This is a genomic window from Peptostreptococcus faecalis (assembly GCF_900240845.1).
Taxonomy (GTDB): Bacteria; Bacillota; Clostridia; order Peptostreptococcales; family Peptostreptococcaceae; genus Peptostreptococcus; species Peptostreptococcus faecalis.
Window position 1 is genome coordinate 759,531 of the sequence record NZ_OERU01000001.1, and the last position, 20,126, is coordinate 779,656.

Annotated in this window: 19 protein-coding genes and 1 riboswitch; of the genes, 18 read left to right on the top strand and 1 reads right to left on the bottom strand. The window is 28.5% G+C overall.

Annotated features, from left to right (window positions below; genetic code table 11):
* Positions 1-226: 226 nt before the first annotated feature.
* The 12 genes from C0982_RS03530 (at position 227) to C0982_RS03585 (ending at position 14,620) form a co-directional block, all read left to right on the top strand.
* Positions 227-1,030 (top strand): ABC transporter ATP-binding protein, encoded by an 804-nt coding sequence (locus tag C0982_RS03530; RefSeq protein WP_101772835.1) that lies wholly within the window; start codon positions 227-229, stop codon positions 1,028-1,030.
* Positions 1,020-2,999, top strand: coding sequence for an ABC transporter permease subunit/CPBP intramembrane protease (locus C0982_RS03535; protein WP_101772836.1), 1,980 nt, complete (start codon positions 1,020-1,022; stop codon positions 2,997-2,999). Before C0982_RS03530 ends, C0982_RS03535 begins: the two co-directional genes overlap by 11 nt.
* A gap of 106 nt (positions 3,000-3,105) precedes the next feature.
* Positions 3,106-4,272 carry an iron-containing alcohol dehydrogenase gene (locus C0982_RS03540; protein WP_101772837.1) on the top strand — a complete coding sequence of 389 codons (1,167 nt, stop codon included), beginning with the start codon at positions 3,106-3,108 and terminating at the stop codon, positions 4,270-4,272.
* 148 nt (positions 4,273-4,420) lie between these two features.
* Complete coding sequence (locus C0982_RS03545) at positions 4,421-4,789, top strand: GntR family transcriptional regulator (protein WP_101772838.1); 369 nt, start codon at positions 4,421-4,423, stop codon at positions 4,787-4,789.
* Position 4,790: 1 nt separating this feature from the next.
* The gene (locus C0982_RS03550; RefSeq protein ID WP_101772839.1) at positions 4,791-5,519 is read left to right on the top strand and encodes an ABC transporter ATP-binding protein; all 729 of its coding nucleotides are present in this window, start codon (positions 4,791-4,793) and stop codon (positions 5,517-5,519) included.
* The gene (locus C0982_RS03555; protein ID WP_101772840.1) at positions 5,513-6,289 is read left to right on the top strand and encodes a hypothetical protein; all 777 of its coding nucleotides are present in this window, start codon (positions 5,513-5,515) and stop codon (positions 6,287-6,289) included. The genes C0982_RS03550 and C0982_RS03555 overlap by 7 nt, the downstream gene beginning before the upstream one ends.
* A 74-nt stretch (positions 6,290-6,363) precedes the next feature.
* A riboswitch (Lysine riboswitch) is annotated at positions 6,364-6,534 on the top strand.
* Positions 6,535-6,673: 139 nt separating this feature from the next.
* Positions 6,674-8,434, top strand: coding sequence for a Na+/H+ antiporter NhaC family protein (locus C0982_RS03560; RefSeq protein WP_101772841.1), 1,761 nt, complete (start codon positions 6,674-6,676; stop codon positions 8,432-8,434).
* 233 nt (positions 8,435-8,667) lie between these two features.
* The gene (locus tag C0982_RS03565) at positions 8,668-9,342 is read left to right on the top strand and encodes a response regulator transcription factor (protein WP_101772842.1); all 675 of its coding nucleotides are present in this window, start codon (positions 8,668-8,670) and stop codon (positions 9,340-9,342) included.
* Positions 9,329-10,573 (top strand): sensor histidine kinase, encoded by a 1,245-nt coding sequence (locus tag C0982_RS03570; protein WP_101772843.1) that lies wholly within the window; start codon positions 9,329-9,331, stop codon positions 10,571-10,573. Before C0982_RS03565 ends, C0982_RS03570 begins: the two co-directional genes overlap by 14 nt.
* 111 nt (positions 10,574-10,684) lie before the next feature.
* The gene (trxA, locus tag C0982_RS03575; protein WP_101772844.1) at positions 10,685-11,002 is read left to right on the top strand and encodes a thioredoxin; all 318 of its coding nucleotides are present in this window, start codon (positions 10,685-10,687) and stop codon (positions 11,000-11,002) included.
* 310 nt (positions 11,003-11,312) lie between these two features.
* Positions 11,313-12,767: an alanine/glycine:cation symporter family protein gene (locus C0982_RS03580; protein WP_101773218.1), complete on the top strand. Its 1,455-nt coding sequence runs from the start codon at positions 11,313-11,315 to the stop codon at positions 12,765-12,767.
* 158 nt (positions 12,768-12,925) lie between these two features.
* Complete coding sequence (locus tag C0982_RS03585) at positions 12,926-14,620, top strand: phospho-sugar mutase (protein WP_101772845.1); 1,695 nt, start codon at positions 12,926-12,928, stop codon at positions 14,618-14,620.
* 48 nt (positions 14,621-14,668) lie between these two features.
* Here C0982_RS03585 and C0982_RS03590 read toward each other — a convergent pair whose 3' ends face one another.
* On the bottom strand, positions 14,669-15,517 hold the full coding sequence (locus tag C0982_RS03590) for a YihY/virulence factor BrkB family protein (RefSeq protein ID WP_180946853.1): 849 nt from the start codon (positions 15,515-15,517) through the stop codon (positions 14,669-14,671).
* A gap of 209 nt (positions 15,518-15,726) precedes the next feature.
* On the opposite strand from C0982_RS03590, the gene C0982_RS03595 reads away from it, so the two are divergent.
* From C0982_RS03595 to C0982_RS03620, 6 genes are all read left to right on the top strand, one after another.
* Positions 15,727-16,467 carry an alpha/beta fold hydrolase gene (locus C0982_RS03595; RefSeq protein ID WP_101772847.1) on the top strand — a complete coding sequence of 247 codons (741 nt, stop codon included), beginning with the start codon at positions 15,727-15,729 and terminating at the stop codon, positions 16,465-16,467.
* A gap of 19 nt (positions 16,468-16,486) precedes the next feature.
* Positions 16,487-16,843: a hypothetical protein gene (locus C0982_RS03600; RefSeq protein WP_101772848.1), complete on the top strand. Its 357-nt coding sequence runs from the start codon at positions 16,487-16,489 to the stop codon at positions 16,841-16,843.
* On the top strand, positions 16,843-17,493 hold the full coding sequence (locus C0982_RS03605) for a TIGR04282 family arsenosugar biosynthesis glycosyltransferase (RefSeq protein ID WP_180946854.1): 651 nt from the start codon (positions 16,843-16,845) through the stop codon (positions 17,491-17,493). Before C0982_RS03600 ends, C0982_RS03605 begins: the two co-directional genes overlap by 1 nt.
* Before the next feature lie 11 nt (positions 17,494-17,504).
* Positions 17,505-18,590 carry a phosphotransferase gene (locus C0982_RS03610; RefSeq protein WP_101772850.1) on the top strand — a complete coding sequence of 362 codons (1,086 nt, stop codon included), beginning with the start codon at positions 17,505-17,507 and terminating at the stop codon, positions 18,588-18,590.
* An 11-nt stretch (positions 18,591-18,601) separates the two neighbouring features.
* Positions 18,602-19,324 carry a TIGR04283 family arsenosugar biosynthesis glycosyltransferase gene (locus C0982_RS03615; protein ID WP_101772851.1) on the top strand — a complete coding sequence of 241 codons (723 nt, stop codon included), beginning with the start codon at positions 18,602-18,604 and terminating at the stop codon, positions 19,322-19,324.
* A gap of 250 nt (positions 19,325-19,574) precedes the next feature.
* The gene (locus C0982_RS03620; RefSeq protein WP_101772852.1) at positions 19,575-20,045 is read left to right on the top strand and encodes a YbaK/EbsC family protein; all 471 of its coding nucleotides are present in this window, start codon (positions 19,575-19,577) and stop codon (positions 20,043-20,045) included.
* The last annotated feature ends 81 nt before the right edge of the window (positions 20,046-20,126 follow it).

Here is a 20,126-nt window from a genome sequence, read left to right on the forward strand (position 1 = left end):
ATCAGAAAAAATATTTAAATTATATATACTTAGACTGAATAGTAATTATATGAATATGCAAAAGACCACTTATAGAGTGGTCTTTTGCATGTAATGATTATTTTTTTAGCATAATAATAAAAAAAAATTAATAAAATTGATATTATACAAATAGATTGTTTTATATGTTATTATATTGTAGTGAATCTAAATAGATAGATTAAACATACAAAAGGAGGGTGACTTTTTGATTGAAGTTTGCAACTTAAAAAAAACATTTAGTAAGTCTGTTAAATCAGAAAAAGAAACAAAGAAAAATAAAAAAAATAAGATTTCAACTAAAAAAATAGATTTTAATGCAGTGGATGACGTATCGTTTAAAGTAGATAAAGGTGAAATATTAGGTATATTAGGACCAAATGGTGCTGGAAAAACTTCTTTACTGAGAATGATAGGAGGGATACTAACACCTACGTCAGGTGAAATATTATTAGATGGTGAAAATACGCTGAAGGATATTAACAAATTAAAATCTAAGATAGGGTACTTATCAGGTAATACAAAATTATACGCAAGATTAACTCCTAGAGAACTTCTAAAGATATTTGCAAGTTTATATGAAATGGAAGAAAAAGATATCACAAAATCGATTGAAGAAATTATAGATATATTAAAAATGGAAGAATTTATCGACAATAAAATAGGAGCTCTTTCAACAGGACAAACTCAAAGAACATCTATTGCAAGATGCCTTGTTCACTCTCCTGAAATATATATTTTTGATGAACCTACATTAGGACTAGATGTAATTAGTAGCAAGGATATTATATCTTTTATGAAAAGAGAGAGAGAAAGAGGAAAAACTGTACTATATTCTACTCATTATATGGAAGAAGCGGAAACTTTATGTGATAGAATACTATTTATACATAAAGGAAAAATAATTGCTCAAGGATCTCCAGAAGAATTAAGAAATATGACTGGGAAAAATAACATGAGAGATGCATTTATAAAGCTTGCAAATATAGGTGGTGAATCAAATGAGATTTAATATTGTCAATCAGATATTTAAAAAAGAGCTATTAGAACTAATAAGAGATAAAAAAACATTATTTATGATGGTTATACTTCCTATAATATTATATCCTGCGTTGATGATAGGTGGGTCTAAAGTAATGATGATGGCAATGGATGATATGAGCAAATCTTCTATAAAAGTAGAAGTAATAGGAGAAAAGCCAACTGAAATAGCCGAATTTATAAAAAAATCTCCAATTTCTAAAGGAAGTCAAAGCGAAGGAAAGATAGATGTTAAAGTTGATACAGGTGACAAAGAAAATATCGATTATATTAGAAAGAACATTAAAGAAAAAAATGTGGATGTTTATATAAAAACTTCAAATAGTGGAAAAGATTATAAAATTTATTATGACTCTTCGGATACTAAAGCAACTTTGGTAAAAAATAGAATAGAAAATATTTTTATAGAATATAAGAAAGAGCTAAGTCATGATAAAATTCAAGAAAAAGGATTAAATCCAAATAATGTATTGAATCCTATTAAATATGTTACTGAATCTGTAGCAGAAAAAGATGAAGAAGCAGGTAGTTTGATAGGGAGAATGATGCCATTTATCTTAATAACTGTGATATTATCAGGAGCAATATATCCGGCGATTGATATGATAGCAGGAGAAAAAGAAAGAGGTACTTTAGAAACATTGTTTACTATACCTATTACTAATATTGAATTGATTGCTGGAAAATATCTTGCAGTTTCTATGACGGCAATAGTAAGTGCAGTTTTGAATATATTATCGATGGGATTTGCTCTATATTTTCTTGTTGCATCTGCTACGGCTGTAAGTTCAACCAGTTTAATTCAATTTAATTTTTCAGCTATGGCTATACCTATAATTATTACAGTTATAGCGGTACTACTTTTTACAATGGTAATTTCAGCTGTTAGTATGTGTATTTGTTCATTTGCTAAGAGCTACAAAGAAGCTCAGAATTACCTTACGCCTATGATGCTAGCTACTATGATACCTTCATATGCTAGTATGTTACCTAACTTAGAACTTTCAACTAAGACAGCCTTTCTTCCTGTCGTTAATATAACTCTTTTAATTAAATATGTTTTTTCAATGCAGACAGATATTGGGCTAATGGCCATAGTTTTAATATCTAATGCAATTTTTGTGGCAATTTCTCTACTTTTACTTTCTAAGATATTTAATTCTGAAGAAATTTTATTTGGAGGAGGAAGTAATGTTTCAATTCTTGAAAGAAGATCTAATATGAAGAAAAAAGATAAACCAACAGTAAGTGATGGTGTACTTATTTATATTATAGAGGTGATATTGTTATTGTTTGTTGGAGGATATCTACAAGCGAAATATAAGCAAGTTGGTCTTGTACTTTCTCAAATTTTAATGCTTTCAGTTGTTTTAATATATTCTTGGTATATAAAACTTGACATAAAAAAAGCGTTTAAATTCAAGAAAATAAATGCTAAAAAAGTTTTTTATGCATTGGGAATGTGGGTAGTTACTTTTATTGTTGTAATGATAGTATCAGTTGCTACAATGAAGTATATTCCAGGAGGTCAAGAATATAGCAAAAAATTTACTGAAATAGCAATGAGCGATAATATGGTAGTCAATATATTAGTCATTGCACTTACTCCAGCTATATGTGAGGAGATATTGTTTAGAGGTTTTATCTTATCTGCATTTAGCAAAAGTAAGAAAAAAGAAAATCGAAACGAAAATAAAAAATCTAAAACATTTATAAAATTAGATAAAAATGATTATATTGCTATAATGGCATCAGGGATACTATTTGGGATTATGCATATTGCGTTAATTAAAATAATACCGACAGCTATTTTAGGAATGGCATTCGCTGTAGTTATGAAAAAGAGTGATTCAATTTATTCTTCTATGATTATGCATTTTATTAACAATGCAGTATCTGTATTAGCTACCATGTTGGCTTTTCAGCTTATAATTAGATAATTAGTAAAACAAAAGTATTAGTTATTCAGCTAATACTTTTGTTTTTTTATGTGTTATAATAATCGTATAAAAATAGAACAAAAATTCATTAACTTTGGAGGGTAATATGCATAATTTTAAATATAATGTAGGAACAAAAGTATTATTTGGAGAAGGTCAAATTAAAAATATTGGAAAAGAAATACTAGAATATACTGATAGAGTACTTTTAGTATATGGAGGAGGCAGTATAAAGAAAAACGGAATTTATAATGATACTGTAAATGAGCTAAAAGAAAATAATATAAAATATTTCGAACTAAGCGGAATAGATCCAAACCCTAGAATTGAATCAGTTCGTGAAGGTGTAAAAATATGTAGAGAAAACAATTTAGGAGGAGTCTTAGCTGTTGGAGGAGGAAGCTCTATTGACTGTGCTAAAGTAATCGCTGCTGGAGTTAAATATGATGTAGATCCTTGGGAATTAGTATTGGATAGGAATTTGATAAAAGTATCTTTACCTGTATTTTCTGTTCTAACTCTATCTGCTACCGGTTCTGAAATGAACGGAAATGCTGTTATATCAAATATAGTAACTAATGAAAAATATGGAACTTATGGCGAGTGTCTAATACCAAAAGCTTCTGTATTAGATCCTACATATACATACACTGTTTCGAAAAGGCAAACAGCATCAGGAACAGCAGATATAATTAGCCATACTCTTGAAAATTATTTTACTAATATTTCAGGAGGATACCTTCAAGCCAGAATGGCAGAATCAATACTTAAAACTTGCTTTCATTATGGACCTATAGCGTATAATAATCCAAATAACTATGATGCAAGGTCAAATTTGATGTGGGCATCAAGCTGGGCAATTAATGGACTTATTTCTTTAGGTGTGGCAAATAAGTGGTCTGTCCATCCAATGGAACATGAATTGAGTGCATTTTACGATGTTTATCATGGAGAAGGTTTGGCTGTTCTTACTCCTCACTGGATGAAACATGTTTTAAATGATGATACAGTTGATAGATTTGTTGAATACGGAATAAATGTATGGAATATTGATTCATCATTAGATAAGTACGAAATTGCAAATTCAGCTATAGAAAAGACTAGAAATTTCTTCAAAGATGAATTAAGTATGCCTCAAACACTGACTGAACTCGGAATAGGAACAGAAAATATAGATAAAATGGCAGAAAAAGCTGTAAGAGGAAAATCAATAAAAGGATTTGTAGAGTTAGATAAGGATGATGTAAAAAAAATATATATAAATGCAATATAAGAAAAGTGTGGTTGGTAATTTTTACCAACTACACTTTTTATGTTAAAAGTATTGACAATAAAAAACAAACAGTGTATTATTGTATTAATCGATTAATACAATAATACACTGTTTGTTTTTTATAATAATATTTTAGAAGGGAGTAATTATGGATTATATATTTGATAACAATATACCAATATATCTTCAAATTATCGAAATAATAAAAATTAATATAATTTCGGATAAATATAAACCAGGTCAGCAGTTAAAACCAGTAAGAACGCTGGCTGAAGAGTTTGAAGTAAATCCGAATACTATACAGAGAGCTCTTAGTGAATTGGAAAACTTAGGTTTAGTTTATAGCAAGAGAACAAAAGGGCGGTTTGTTACTGAAGATATAGAGTTGATTTATAAAATTAAAAAGAATTTAGCAATAAATGAGGTAGAAAATTTGATTAACTCACTAAAAAATTTAGGGTATTCAAGTGATGAAATCACTGCATTAATAGAAGAAGCAATGGGAGGAGAAAAATAACATGAATGACAAAGAAAAGCTGTATATGGATGAAGATGTAGTTTTAAGTGTAGAAAATGTACATAAATGCTACGGAACAAAAGAGGTTTTAAATGGAGTAAATTTCAATGCAAGAAAAGGAAAAATTATTGGTTTTTTTGGACCAAATGCTTCTGGAAAATCAACTTTAGTTAAAATCATAAATGGACTAACAACTCTGGATAATGGAAAAATAATAGTAGGTGGAGAAGACATTGGCATAAATTCAAAAAAAATAATATCTTATCTACCAGAAAGAACGTACTTGAATGACTGGATGAAAGTAAAAGATATAATAGATTTTTTTGATGATTTTTATGAAGACTTCAAAAGAGGAAAAGCGATAAAAATGTTTTATGATATGAATATCGATTTAAATTCTAAATTAAAGACTCTATCTAAAGGAACGAAGGAAAAGGTTCAGCTGGTGTTAGTTATGTCAAGAGAAGCCGAATTATATATACTAGATGAACCAATCGCGGGTGTTGATCCAGCTGCTAGATCATATATAATGAAGTCAATATTAACGAATCTTCCTGAGAGTAGCACTCTTATGATTGTAACACATTTGATAAATGATATAGAAACAATATGCGATGAAGTTATTTTTCTTAATGATGGCAAAATTGTAATTCATGAAGATACAGATGTATTAAGACAAAGATATTCAAAGTCAATAGATGCTATATTTAGGGAGGAATTCAAATGCTAAAAAATTTGATGAAATATGAAATAAAATCAGTACTACAAACTTTTATACCAATATATGCAATTATGATATTATCAATATTTTTGGTTTCATTAAAAATAGATAATTTAAGTGTAATAGGTGCTATAGCTCTTCCTTTTTCTATAATTGCTATATTTATTGCTTTTTTAATACTGACTATTAATAGATTTAAAAAATCTCTACTTGGGGATGAAGGTTATTTAATGTTTACTATACCAGCAAGCTCATTTAAAATAGTAATGTCAAAAATGACGACTATGATTTTATTTTATATAATTACAATAATTATATTTGTACTTTCTGTATCAGTAATGATATACATAACTTTAGATGATAAATCGAATATAATAAAAACACTAGTATCGATAAGTTCATGGGTCGAAACATATAATTTGAGTCTAATCCCTAGTATTTTAAACACTATACTTGCTACAATTACAGAATTGTTTGCATTTATAGCAACTATATATTTATCATTGTCAATTGCACAAATTGGTAGATTAAAAAAACACAGTAATCTATATGCAATAATTATATTTTTTGCTGTTCAATTTATAATCTCATATATTTCGGTAAAAACAATCGGTACATATGATATGTTCCCTTCAGAATTTAATGAGAAGAACATACCAGAATATATAAACATATTTAATGTAGAACTATTAAAACAATCAGCGCTACAAATTATTCAAGGATGTACATTTATTTGGGGAACAATATATATATTAAATAACAAATTAAACTTAGATTAACAAACAAAAATTAAATATTTTTATAAATAGCTTGAGAAATTTCACATTTTATATTATACTTAATGAAGTAATTAAATAAAGGTAGAGGCGCAAATAATATCAGTAGCTGAGTAATGGAGAAGGCACTCACAGTGAAAGGATTATTTGCCGAAGTACACAACGCTTGCCTTAGGGTTGTGGTGCTGGGGGTATGTATAATATGCATATCACTGTCACAGGGTTACTTGTGTTGGGCTATCAAAATAAAATGTGAGTACGATATTTTATGCCCTGGAACCCTTCCAGGGCATTTTTATTTTATTTATAAAATAAATTTGTCTTCATATACGGATTTTGTCAAAACACAAATTTTATTTATTACAATATAAATTAAGGAGGTTCGTTATGAACAGAAAAAAAGTAAAATTATTTTTAATGACTTTAATGCTTTTTGTACTTACCAATGCTTCGGTTTTTGCTGAAGATATTGATAAAATTGCAAATGTAAATTCTCAGAAATTAGGTATTATAACTATTATTCCACCACTTTTGGCAATATTATTGGCATTTATAACTAAAAATGTTGTTATTTCACTGTTTTTTGGTGTTATGTCGGGATGTTTTATACTTCAGGTAGGAAATGGTGAAAATATTTTGTCAGGAATCGTTCTTTCATTTTTAGATTTTATATCAAGAGCATTGCATTCATTGGCAGATCCTTGGAACGCTGGTATTATTTTACAAGTGTTATGCATTGGTGGAGTAATTAACCTTGTAGGTAAAATGGGAGGAGCAAAGGCAATAGCTGAAGCTTTAGCAAAAAGAGCTCGTTCATCAAAAGGTGCACAAATAATATCTTGGTTGCTGGGATTAATAGTATTTTTCGACGATTATGCTAACTCTCTTATAGTAGGTCCTATTATGAGACCCGTATTCGATAAAATGAATATATCTAGAGAGAGGCTTTCGTTTGTAATAGATGCAACCGCAGCTCCGATAGCAGGGCTTGCAATTATATCGACATGGATTGGATTAGAAGTTGGTTTAATACATAATGCATTCAATAGTATTGGCGTTGAAATGGATGCATTTGGGGTATTTTTAAAAACAATTCCTTTTAGATTTTATAATATATTGATATTAGCATTTATTGTTATAAGTACAATTATGATGAGAGAGTTTGGTCCTATGAGAAAAGCTGAATATATAGCAAGAAGGAAAGAAAATATAACAAGTGAGCTAGATCAAGGTATTGAAGAATTAGATGATATGGCACCGAAAGAAGGAGTGGAGCTATGTGTATGGAATGCAATAATTCCTATAGGAGTTTTGATAGTTAGCGCATTAGTTGCATTTTATTACAGTGGATACTCAACTATAATGGGTGGAGATAAGTCAGAACTTATAAATTTACTAAAATCTCAGCCATTTTCTTTTGACGCTATTAGAGAATGTTTTTCAGCATCAGATGCCTCAGTTGCTTTATTCCAATCAGCATTATTTGCATCTATTGTAGCAATTTTAATGGCGAAAATAAGAAAGATATATACTATATCGGAATCAATTGAAGTCTGGATAGATGGTATGAAGACGTTAATGATTACGGGAGTAATACTAATATTAGCTTGGTCTCTTAGTGCCGTAATAAAAGAAGTAGGGACAGCAAGCTTTTTGATTAAGTACTTATCAAGTGCAATACCTAAATTTTTACTTCCTAGTATTATATTTATTCTTGGTGCTATAATTTCTTTCTCTACTGGTACAGCTTATGGAACTATGGGAATATTAATGCCACTTGCTATACCACTTGCATACTCAATATCACCAGATACTGGATATGTTGTAGCTTCAACTTCAGCTGTCTTATCAGGTGCTGTATTTGGCGATCATTGTTCACCTATATCTGATACAACAATACTTTCGTCAATGGGGTCTGGATGTGACTTGATGGCCCATGTTAAGACACAGATGCCTTATGCAATTTTTACCGCAGTAATTACGATTTTGTTTGGATATATACCTGTGGGGCTTGGATTGCCAATTTACTTTGCTCTACCATTGGCACTATTGTCAATTGCGATAGGTATAAGGATTATTGGAAAAAGAACTGATGTAGATGATTTAGAATTTGAAAAACAATTAGAAAAAGAAGGTATTCATTTTTAAATAGATATAAACATGCCTCAATATAAATTCTATCTATTGATAAGGATTATATTGAGGCATATTTTTTTGTCTAATATCAGTAAAGTTTAAATTTAGCATTTTAAGTATACTATTTAAGTAAGTGCAATAAATGAAAAAATATGATATATTTATATATAAAGATTTGTTACTATGAGAAGTTATGATAATTCCTCGATTAGATAACTTTGAGTGGCTGGATACGGAGGGAATTTATGAAAATACTGATAGTTGAAGACAATAAAACTTTGCAAGAAGATATGAAAAAAGAATTATCGAAAAATTTCGAAATAGAAACATGTACAGATGGAGAAGAAGGGTTATATATGCTATCACAGGGGATATATGACTTGACTATATTGGATTTAATGTTGCCTAATATGGATGGAATTACTATTTTAAAAGAAGCCAGAAAAGCTGGTGTAGATACACCTATACTAATATTAACGGCAAAAGAGGCACTAGATGATAAGGTGGAAGCATTTACTTTAGGAGCAAATGATTATCTAACAAAACCCTTTTACATGGATGAACTAGTCGCAAGAGTATTTGCAATACTTAGAACAAAGGGAAAAATAAAAGATAATAAATATTTGGAATTTAAAGATTTGAGAATTGAATCAGATAAAAATACTGTTTATATCAACGGAGAAGAGTTAGAGTTGCAAAATAAACAGTTTAAGCTTTTAGAATATTTTGTTTTAAATAAAGGTTCTATACTTTTAAAAGAACAGATATATGATAGAATATGGGGAATAGACTCAGATGCTACTATAGAAATAGTAGAGGTATATGTAAGTAATTTAAGAAAAAAATTGTCTAAATACGGCTATGACAAATATATAAAAACAAAACGAAAGGTTGGTTATATCTTAGATGATAAACAATAATGTTTTTATAAAGACAAGAAAAAAACTTATTTTTACCATAACGTTAGTAGTTGAGCTTTTTATGATATTGATGAGTGTATTTATATACAGTTACTTTAAAACTAGTATAGTAGTAAATATGGACAGAGCATTATATGAAGAATATCACTTTATCAGTAATCAATTTAATAAGGACTCTTTTTTAAATCCTATAATACTACAAAATCCGCAAGACATTGTATATATTTATGAGGGAGATTCGATTAGATATTATACAAGGAATAGATATTTTGATCAAAACGTGCCAAAAAATAACAGCAAGAGAACAGGTTTTTATTATGAGATATATAATGGATACAATTTTCGAACAGCGAAAATAAAAAAAGGAAATTATACTGTTTCTATAATGAGAAATATTGATTCTGAAAAGGAAAGCCTTAGCCATATGCTAGTTCTATTGATATTAACTGGATTTTTATCTCTTTTATTAGCTTATATAATTGCAAAATATATTTCTAAAAAAGCGCTTAAACCAATTGAAATATCATGGAATAATCAAGTTAACTTTGTACAAGATGCTTCACATGAACTTAGGACTCCTGTTTCAATAATACAGTCAAAGCTAGAGTCTCTACTTAGAAATCCTAACTCAACTATAGAAGACGAGGCAGAAACAGTAGCAGTAGCTATGAGAGAAACCAGACAAATTAAAAAAATGATATCTGAACTGTTATCTCTAACCAAAGAGGAATCAATAGTAAAAATAAACAATGAAAATGTTGATATAGAAGCCTTGTTTTCGGATATATTTGAAAGTTATATAGAAATAGCTGAATACCAAAATAAAAAATTTTCATATAAAACTAAAATGAAAAATAAATTTGTGAATATTGATAAAAGTAAGCTAGAACATTTGATAAGAATATTGGTTGACAATGCATTTAAATATACAAAGGAAAATGAATCTATAGATATTGAAGCGGTAGAAAAAGGTAGAAATAGAGTTCAAATATCTGTATCTGATACTGGAATAGGTATATCACAAAGCGATCAAAAGCATATTTTTGAAAGATTTTTCAGAAGTGACACTGCAAGAGCATCTTCAATTGAAGGTTCGGGAATAGGGCTTTCAATTGCTAAAATGATTGCAGGCACTATTAATGGTAATATAAGAGTGGTCTCTAAATTAGGAAAAGGCACTAAGTTTATAATAGACATTCCAAGGGGGAAAATAGTGAAAAATATTAGATAGCAAAGCTTATATAAATTATATTATAAAAATAAACATGTTTAAAAGTTTTTTTTTATGGTAGTAATTTAATATAAATAAATAATTAAACAACTATGATATGGAGGTTTTAAAATGGCAAACGTAATTAATGGACAAGATTTTATCAAAAATGTTAAAGAAGGAAAGGGATTGGCAGTTGTAGACTTTTTCGCAACATGGTGTGGCCCTTGTAATATGCTAGGTCCAGTTTTTGCAGAAATTGCAGAAGAAAAGAAAGATGATGCTTATTTTGCAAAGGTTGATATTGATCAAAGTATGGAGTTAGCTCAAGAATTTTCAGTAAACACTGTACCAACAGTTATTTTCTTTAAAGACGGAGTAGAAGTAAAGAGAGAAGTTGGTTTTATACCAAAAGAAAAGATAGATTTTCTTTTAAATTCAATTAAGTAATTCTTGATATAAAAATATTAGTGTAAATAACAATTAGCAAAAAATTAGAAAAAATGAACTCTTAAAAGTTAAGTAAAAAAGCTTTAAGGGTTCATTTTTTAATTCATATTTTCATGAAAATATTTAAATAAATCATCAATGATGAAATAATAAATAAATATTTTATGTAAAAATGAAACACATAATATACCATTATTCAAAATATGTTGTAAAAACAATGATTTTAATATATAATATAGTCTACAATGAAAGTTTTATAAAAAATTATTCATTTATATTAATTTTAAAGAAGAAAGGTATGAAGTCAACTATGGAAATTATTAATACAGTTTATGAATTGGCTATGAATTTAAGTGATCTATTATGGTCAAAAATATTGATTATTATGTTAGTTGGTACGGGAGTGTTTTTTACTGTTCGTACTGGTTTTGTTCAATTTAGATATTTCAAAGAACAATTTAGGCTTTTGGTTGATAAAAACAATATTAAAGATGCAAAAGAAAAAGGTGGAATTTCATCTTTCGGTGCTTTTTGTATCAGTACTGCATCAAGAGTTGGAACTGGTAATATAGCAGGAATTGCAATAGCAATTGCAGGAGGAGGACCAGGAGCAGTATTTTGGATGTGGATAATAGCCCTTATCGGATCAGCATCAGCATTTGTTGAAGCAACGCTAGCCCAGATTTTCAAAGTGAAAAATGGGACTGCTTCAAAGGGTGGTCCAGCATATTATATGGAAAGAGGGTTGAATGCAAGATGGCTAGGAGTTATTTTTGCCGTTTTAATTACAGTTACTTATGGATTTGTATTTAATGCTGTTCAAGCAAATACGATGTCAATTGCACTTAATAATTCTTTTGGTATTGATAGGCAAATGCTGGGAATTACAATAGCTATATTGACTGCTTTAGTAATATTTGGTGGAATTCACAGAATATCCAAGGTATCAGAAATAATCGTACCTATATTTGCAGTTTTATATGTATTAGCAGCTATTATTGCTATTATACTTAATATTCAGGATATGCCTGGAGTTATAAGAGATATATTTGTAGGTGCTTTTAATCCAAGAGAGTTTGTTAGTGGTACGGGAGCCGGAATTATGGCTACTCTTTTAACTGGAACAAAGAGAGGTCTATTTTCTAATGAAGCTGGTATGGGGTCTGCTCCTAACGCAGCTGCTACTGCAGATGTTTCACACCCAGTTTCACAAGGGCTAATTCAGTCACTTGGTGTGTTTACAGATACTATAATAATATGTAGCTGTTCAGCATTTATGGTACTTTTATTTGGAGGATATTCAAGCAGTGCAAATGATGGAATTATACTATCACAAGAAGCTTTGACATATCATTTTGGACCTTTTGGAAGTATATTTTTATCTGTTTGTATATTCTTATTTGCGTTCTCTTCTATAGTAGGAAACTATTATTATGGAGAATCGAATATCCAGTTTATAAGTGAAAAACATGAAAAAAGTGAAAAAATAATTTTAAATATAATTAGAGTTTTAGTATGTGTGTTTGTTTTTTACGGATCTCTTATACAAATGGAGAGTGTATGGAATATGGCAGATTTATTCATGGCTCTTATGGCTATACTTAACTTAATTACTATACTAATGTTAGGTAAGTATGCATATGCTGCTTTAGCCGATTACACAAAGCAAAAAAAGGCAGGAGTAGAAAATCCAGTTTTTTATAATGACACTATTCCTGAGATTAAAAATGAAATAGAGATGTGGCCTGATAGAGATAACAATTAATGATCTGACTGTTGAAAGGAATGTACATTGTAAGGTATATTTCTTTCAACAGTCTTTTTTTATATAAATTCTAAAATGTAAATTATAAATTTATATTTACTAAAATTGAAAATATGCTTATTATGTATATAAGAGAATATATTTAGGGAGGATTAGATATGACTTATAAAGAATTGTATAACGAATGGTTGACCTCAACATATTTTGATGAAGAAACTAAAAAAGAATTAAAATCGCTAGAAGGTAACGACAGTGAGATAGAAGATAGATTTTACAGATACCTAGAGTTTGGAACAGCAGGCTTGCGCGGAATAGTTGAAGCTGGGACTAACAGAATGAATATATACACTATTAGAAAAACTTCTTATGGACTAGCAAAATACTTTTTAAATAACTATGCAGATGCATCTGAAAGAGGAATTGTAATAGCTCATGATAATAGACATATGTCAAAAGAATTCTGTTTAGAAGCATCAAAAACAATAGCCGCTGCTGGGATAAAAGTATACTATTTTGATGATTTAAGAACAACCCCTATGTTGTCCTATTCAGTTAGAAAACTGAATTGTATCGGTGGAATTGTAATAACTGCCAGTCATAATCCACCAAAATATAATGGGTATAAGGTTTATGGATCAAATGGTGCACAAATTATGCCTGATGTTGCGGATAAAATGTTGCAAGAAATCGAAAATATAGATGATTTATCGAAAATACCGACTTTAGAAAGAGTAGATAATGAAAATATTATTTTGCTTGACCATAAAATAGATGATGAATTTATAGATGCTGTTGAGAAAAATATGATTCGAAAAGAAATAGTAGAAAAATATTCAAATGATTTTAAAATAGTTTACACACCACTATGTGGAACAGGACGAGTTCCGGTACTAAGAACTTTGGAAGAAAGTGGATTCAAAAAAGTATATGTAGTACCTGAAGAAGAAATGCCAGATCCTAACTTTGCAGGAATAGAAAAACCAAATCCGGAAGAAAGTATAGCTCTTACAAGAGGAATTAATCTTTTGAAAAAAATTGATGGGGATATATTGATTGCTACAGATCCTGATTGTGATAGAGTGGGTATTGCTGTAAAGAATCTATCTGGTGAAGTAGAACTTTTGACAGGGAATCAAGTTGGAGGCTTATTAACAGAATATATAATTAATGGCTTAAAAGAAAAAAATAGACTTCCTGAAAATTCATGTATGATAAAGACTATTGTTACTTCAGAATTTGGAGCAGATATTGCAAAGAATTTAGATGTAGAAGTAGTTGATATTCTTACAGGTTTCAAGTTTATGGGAGAAAAGATGACTCAATATGAAAAAGATTCTACTAAGAATTTTATAATGGGTTATGAAGAAAGTTATGGATACTTGATTGGAAACCAGTGCAGAGATAAAGATGCGGTCACAGCAACTCTTCTAATTGCTGAAATGGCACTATACTATAGATCAATAGGACAAACGCTTTATGAAGCAATGATAGATTTGTACAAAAAATATGGTTTTTATAGAGAAAAAACTACTTCTATTTATCTAGAAGGGAAAAAAGGTAGCGAAAAAATTAGTAAGATTATGAAGGAGATAAGAAATCTAAATCTAAGAGAAATAGCTGAGTTGAAAATAGTAGATACAAAAGACTTTCTTAGAGGAGTAGATGGATTTACGAAGTCAAATGTCATGAAATATATATTAGAAGATGGATCTTGGATAGCTCTTAGACCATCTGGAACAGAGCCAAAGCTAAAAATATACATAGGAACCAAAGATAAAAATGATACTATAGCACTTGATAAGTTGAATAATATAAATGAATATTTTTTAAAAATTGTAAATTCGATTGAATAATATTAAATAAAATAAAAGATACAAGGCTACTTAGCAAACTTGTATCTTTTATTTTACTCTTCTAAATCTAAATTTATCTACTTTTTCCTGAAGGTAGATTATTGCATTTAATTTATATCCTATTATCATTGACATACTACAAAGATATATCCATGTCATTAAAATTATTATTGACGAAATGCTTCCGTATATTTCTCTAAATTGACCAAAATTTTCTGTATAAGCAGAATAAAAAAGAGAAAATAAAAGCCATAAAAACGTTGTTACTGCAGCGCCAGGTATAGTATATCTATATTTTAAACTTCCAGATGGTCCAATAGTAAAAAAATTTAAAAAGATATACGTCATAATAACAATTGGAATAGTATACTGTATAAATTTATAGACCCAACGTATTATTATGTTATCGCCCAGAATACTTAGTAACAAAGCTCCTAACTTGTTTCCATAGACCAAAAAAATAACACAAAGCAGAATCATTATAAAAAATGCTACTGAGTAAATTAGACAATATGCATTTAATTTTAAAAAAGGTCTTTTTTCCTCAAATCCAAATGCCATATTTTGACCTTTGATTAGTGATTTAACTGCATTGGAAAATGTCCACGTTGCTAGTAAGAAAGAAATGATTAAAAGTCTTAAACTTCTATTCGCTATTGCAGAAGATATTATTGCATGAATAATTTCTGTAGCATCTTCTGGAATAAATTGTTGAACAAAAACTTGTGTTTTAATTAGTCCGACATCAGGGATATATGCTATTGCACATATCAGAAAAATTAAAGATGGGAAAATTGAAAGCATAAGATAAAATGCTACTTCTGCTGTTCTAGAATACATATCTGGAACATTAAATTGTTTGATTAAAGGTTTTAGAATTTTTCTTAGTTTACTCATTTTCTCACCTCTTTCCCTTAAACACATTTTAACATATTATAAACGCTTTTACATTTAAAAATACTTATTATTTACAAAATAATATTAAATTATATAATAGTTTAAATTATGCAAAGTATACAATGTTGACATTTGAGATTGTAAGTTGTATATTAATGGGTAGAATAGTAATAAATAAGTTAAAGATTACACTTAAATTGGAGGAAAAAATGAAGTTTGATACTTATGGTGATCAAGAAAATCCAGTTGCACTATTGATACACAGTATATTTTATCCAGGGGCTACAGGGTATAGAACCATGCTTCCTATTTTAACTAAAAAATACTATGTTATAGTACCTAATTTGGATGGGTTGTCATACCCAAATGAAAAATTTATATCTACTAGATGTCAAGCAGAGAAAATTATTAATTGGCTAGAAGAGAATAATATAAAACATATAAGTTTTTTATTAGGTTCATCTTATGGGACATCTATAGCATTTGAAATATTGAAGGATCAGCATTTAGAAATTGATAATGCTGCTTTAGATGCTCCTACGCTCAAGAATAATAAATTTAAAGGTCTATTATTGTATTTCGAGTTAAAGAAAATAATAAAAGATGTTAAGAAAAATGGCATAAAAGCGTTTGATAACTATGAAAAATATAAATATTTAAATGAAGAAGATAAAGAATATTGTTCAAATGTATACAAATCTATAAAAAAAGAGTCCCTAAAAGATATTGCATTTGAGTGTTATGATTACACACTCCCTTCGCAACTTTATAGAAAAGATACAAAGGTTATATTCTTATTTGGGGAAAAAGATAGAGCTAAAAACAATCTTCCAGAGATAAAAAAATTGAAGTCAGGTGATATAAAAATTATAGAAAGTATGGATCATATGCAATATATGTTTGAAGAAACAGATGGTTTTTTGAAAGCATGTGGTTTAAATTTAAATTAAAGTATAATGGAGGTAAGGTATGAAAAAATTTGTTTGGGGAACTTTAATTGGAGCTGCTGTTGGAGCTTTAGGTTATAAAGTGTATAAAGATAATGAAGAAGAAGTAAAAGAATTTTTAGACAAACACATACAAGATGATGTGAATCTTGATTTAGATGAAATGGATATTGAAGGTCTTGAAGAATTGCGTAACTCGATTGATGAAACTATAGAAAGAAAAGAAATGGACATACCAGATTATGAAGATGATATGTATGATGATATAAATGATGATCTATATGAAGATTATGTTTTCTTAGATAATATGTCACATGACGATGACGATGAAAATGATTTTGAATCATCAAATGGAAATTTAATTAAAGAGGAAGAATAGTGAAGAAAGGATTAATAGTTTTTACTAGATTGCCAATAGAAGGTCAAACAAAAACTCGATTAGAAACAAAATTATCTGAAAAACAATGTGCTACTCTTCATTATAATATGCTATTAGACTTGGCTGATAATATTAAAGATGTAAATGCTGATAAATATATTTTTCATACAAGTAATGGGAACGTTCAAATACTAAAAAATATTTTTGGTAAAAACTGTTCTTATATTCCACAATCAGAAGGAAGTATCTGGGTTAGAATGTACAAATCTATAGATAATTTGATTGAAAAAGGATATGATAAGGTTATCTTGATTGGGAGTGATATTCCTCAAATGTTTTCAGAGCACATAAATAAATCTTTCGAAGCTTTATCTACTTCAGATCTAGTCATTACCCCAACAGAGGATAGTGGATACTGTCTTATAGGAATGAGTAAAACTACAAAAGAAATATTTGAAATTGACTCTTTGAGTGGTGATTCTGTATATTTGAAGACAATACAAAGAGCAGTTGATAATCAAAAAACAGTTTATGTAAATAAATATATGATAGATCTTGATGAGGAAGAAGATATATTTAAATTATTGAGATCAAAAGATATTAAGTATTCTAAGAATACAATAAAATATTTAAATAAAATTGGATATTAGTGAGGTGTTTCGTGTCAAGAATAATTACATTAGAAGATGTTCGTAAATACACAAACTCCGAAGCCTTTATAAAAAAATATATCTACAAGAAAAGCAATCTTAAAAATTATGATTCTTTTTTTGTAGATGTTTTTGATTTAGGGCATGGAGAGTATAATTATAATTTCAAGTTAGAGATACAATTCTTATTTTGTGATAATAAAGAAAAAATTATAGAATATAGCGTATTTAGAATTAATTATGGCAGTCAAATGCATTTACAAAAGCAAATAGAGTATGAATTTAATGCTCTTTTGTTACTAGAAAAAACAGGAGTTACTCCAAAGCCAGTATTTTGTGATGATAGCTGCACATTTTTTCCACGCGAATATTTAGTAATGGATTATATAGAAGGGGAGACTTTTTCTTACAACTATGATATGAATAAGGCTGCCTTGTGTTTGTCAAAAATTCACAGTTTAAAGTTTGAAAATTACTTAAGCTTAATAAAGCCAGATAATCCATTTGATTCTATTATTGAAGAATGTAGAACAATGTATAAAAAATATGAAGAAAGTAAATATTTTGATATAAAAAAAGATATTCATATTCAACAGTTATTTCATAAAGTTAAGTCAATCAGAGATAATAGTTTAACTGCTAAGAATGAAAAAAAACTATCATTAATAAATACTGAATTAAACTCCTCTAATTTTATTGTAAATCTAGAAGAATGTTACTTGATAGATTGGGAAAAACCAATAATAGGTGAATCTGAACAAGACATAGGACACTTTTTAGCTCCTACAACAACTTTTTGGAAAACTGATAAAATATTAAATAAGCAAGAAATAAGAGCTTTTTTAAAAAAATATTATGAATTAGCAACTACAGGTGAAACTGCATACATGAAAAAAAGTTACACTGATTTTGAGAACAAAGTGAATGAGTATATAGTGTGTAACTGTTTGAGGGGGCTTACTTGGTGTGCAATGGCCTGGGTAGAATATAATGATTCAGAAAAAGATTTAGTAAATGAATTTACATATAACAAATTAAATGATTACTTAGATTTATCTTTTATCGAATTTGTAGTCAATAACTATGTGAATCTATAAGGGAGATTTGTATGTGCGAAAATGTTTCTATAATAATTCCCGTATATAAAGAAAAAAAGAAAACCATTGAAAAAATACTAAAAAATTTACTGAATGTGAAGAATAAGTATGAAGTAATATTTGTGGACTCATCAAATGATACCTATTTAGAGGAGATTGTTAAATATAATAAATTTACGTATATAAAGTCACCTAAAGGAAGAGCTGTGCAAATGAATAGAGGTTTTTTAGAATCCAGCGGAGACCTTGTATTTTTTCTTCATAGTGACAGCGTTATTGAAGAGGATTGCATTGATGAAATAATTTTTCAAGTAAAGAAAAAAAATATTAAATTTGGATGCTTATCTTTGTATTTTGATGATGGCAGACTTCTAATGAAAATATGTAGTTTTATGTCAAGGTTAAGAGTTATATTTAGAAAAATAGCATTTGGAGATCAAGGACTTTTTTTTGAACGAAAATATTTTGAGAAATTAGGTATGTACAAAGAAATTCAACTGATGGAAGATTATGATATATCAATTAGATCTAAACAAATATACCCAGTCGTGCAAATAAGTTCAAAAATAATTACATCTTCTAGGAAATATTATGAAGGTAAGGGAATTTTTAACAAAGGCAGTTTGAGTTTTATTGGAATTTTATTAAATATGCTAGATATGCAAAAATATCAAAGACAGTTCAGAAAAGGATACAGTCCACAAAATATTGCTAAAGAATATTACAAAAAATAATTATATATTAAAGATTAAATCACCTAACTACAAAGTTTTTTTGCAGTTAGGTGATTTTTATATCTGTAAATTTAATTATAAGAATGCTATAATTTAGAGTAATTAGTTCATTTGAGTTTTTAAAGGTATCAAATTTAGAAAAGCATGTAATAAACTTACAGTGATTATATTATATAAAATTAATGAAAAATTTAATATTTTGAGAATACGTTTGCATGTAAGCTAAATAAAATATTAATGGAGGTAGGAAATGAGTATAGAAAAAGTAAAAGAATATTTAAAAAAATTCGATATAGCGGAAAATGTAATAGAGTTTGACTCTAGTAGCGCTACTGTTGAATTAGCTGCAAAAGCAGTAGGAACAGATGAATCGAGGATAGCAAAGACTTTGGGTTTTATTACAAAGGAAGGTCCAATACTTATTGTTACATCAGGTGACGCCAAAATAAATAATAGAGAGTATAAATCTAAATTTGGCACAAAAGCCAAAATGATACCAAGAGATGAAATAGAGTTAATAATAGGTCATCAAGCAGGAGGAGTATGTCCCTTTGCAATAAATGAGGATGTAAAAGTATACCTAGATGAATCAATGAAGAGATTTAATACAATTTTTCCAGCAGCAGGAAGTTCTAATTCGGCAATAGAAATGACATGCGAAGAATTAGAAAAGTATTCTCAAAACTTTGTTAAGTGGGTAAATGTGTGTACATTGATATAATTAAAGGAAAAATAAATTGATTAATATAATACACTTAATATACAAAAAAACACTATATATACTAAAACATATTAAGTATAA

Coding starts and splice junctions, on each gene's coding strand:
- C0982_RS03580 (WP_101773218.1), top strand. CDS start 11,313: ATGGAAATTATTAATACAGTTTATGAATTGGCTATGAATTTAAGTGAT.
- C0982_RS03585 (WP_101772845.1), top strand. CDS start 12,926: ATGACTTATAAAGAATTGTATAACGAATGGTTGACCTCAACATATTTT.
- C0982_RS03595 (WP_101772847.1), top strand. CDS start 15,727: ATGAAGTTTGATACTTATGGTGATCAAGAAAATCCAGTTGCACTATTG.
- C0982_RS03590 (WP_180946853.1), bottom strand. CDS start 15,517: ATGAGTAAACTAAGAAAAATTCTAAAACCTTTAATCAAACAATTTAAT.
- C0982_RS03620 (WP_101772852.1), top strand. CDS start 19,575: ATGAGTATAGAAAAAGTAAAAGAATATTTAAAAAAATTCGATATAGCG.
- C0982_RS03540 (WP_101772837.1), top strand. CDS start 3,106: ATGCATAATTTTAAATATAATGTAGGAACAAAAGTATTATTTGGAGAA.
- C0982_RS03535 (WP_101772836.1), top strand. CDS start 1,020: ATGAGATTTAATATTGTCAATCAGATATTTAAAAAAGAGCTATTAGAA.
- C0982_RS03570 (WP_101772843.1), top strand. CDS start 9,329: ATGATAAACAATAATGTTTTTATAAAGACAAGAAAAAAACTTATTTTT.
- C0982_RS03565 (WP_101772842.1), top strand. CDS start 8,668: ATGAAAATACTGATAGTTGAAGACAATAAAACTTTGCAAGAAGATATG.
- C0982_RS03600 (WP_101772848.1), top strand. CDS start 16,487: ATGAAAAAATTTGTTTGGGGAACTTTAATTGGAGCTGCTGTTGGAGCT.
- C0982_RS03555 (WP_101772840.1), top strand. CDS start 5,513: ATGCTAAAAAATTTGATGAAATATGAAATAAAATCAGTACTACAAACT.
- C0982_RS03560 (WP_101772841.1), top strand. CDS start 6,674: ATGAACAGAAAAAAAGTAAAATTATTTTTAATGACTTTAATGCTTTTT.
- trxA (WP_101772844.1), top strand. CDS start 10,685: ATGGCAAACGTAATTAATGGACAAGATTTTATCAAAAATGTTAAAGAA.
- C0982_RS03545 (WP_101772838.1), top strand. CDS start 4,421: ATGGATTATATATTTGATAACAATATACCAATATATCTTCAAATTATC.
- C0982_RS03615 (WP_101772851.1), top strand. CDS start 18,602: ATGTGCGAAAATGTTTCTATAATAATTCCCGTATATAAAGAAAAAAAG.
- C0982_RS03550 (WP_101772839.1), top strand. CDS start 4,791: ATGAATGACAAAGAAAAGCTGTATATGGATGAAGATGTAGTTTTAAGT.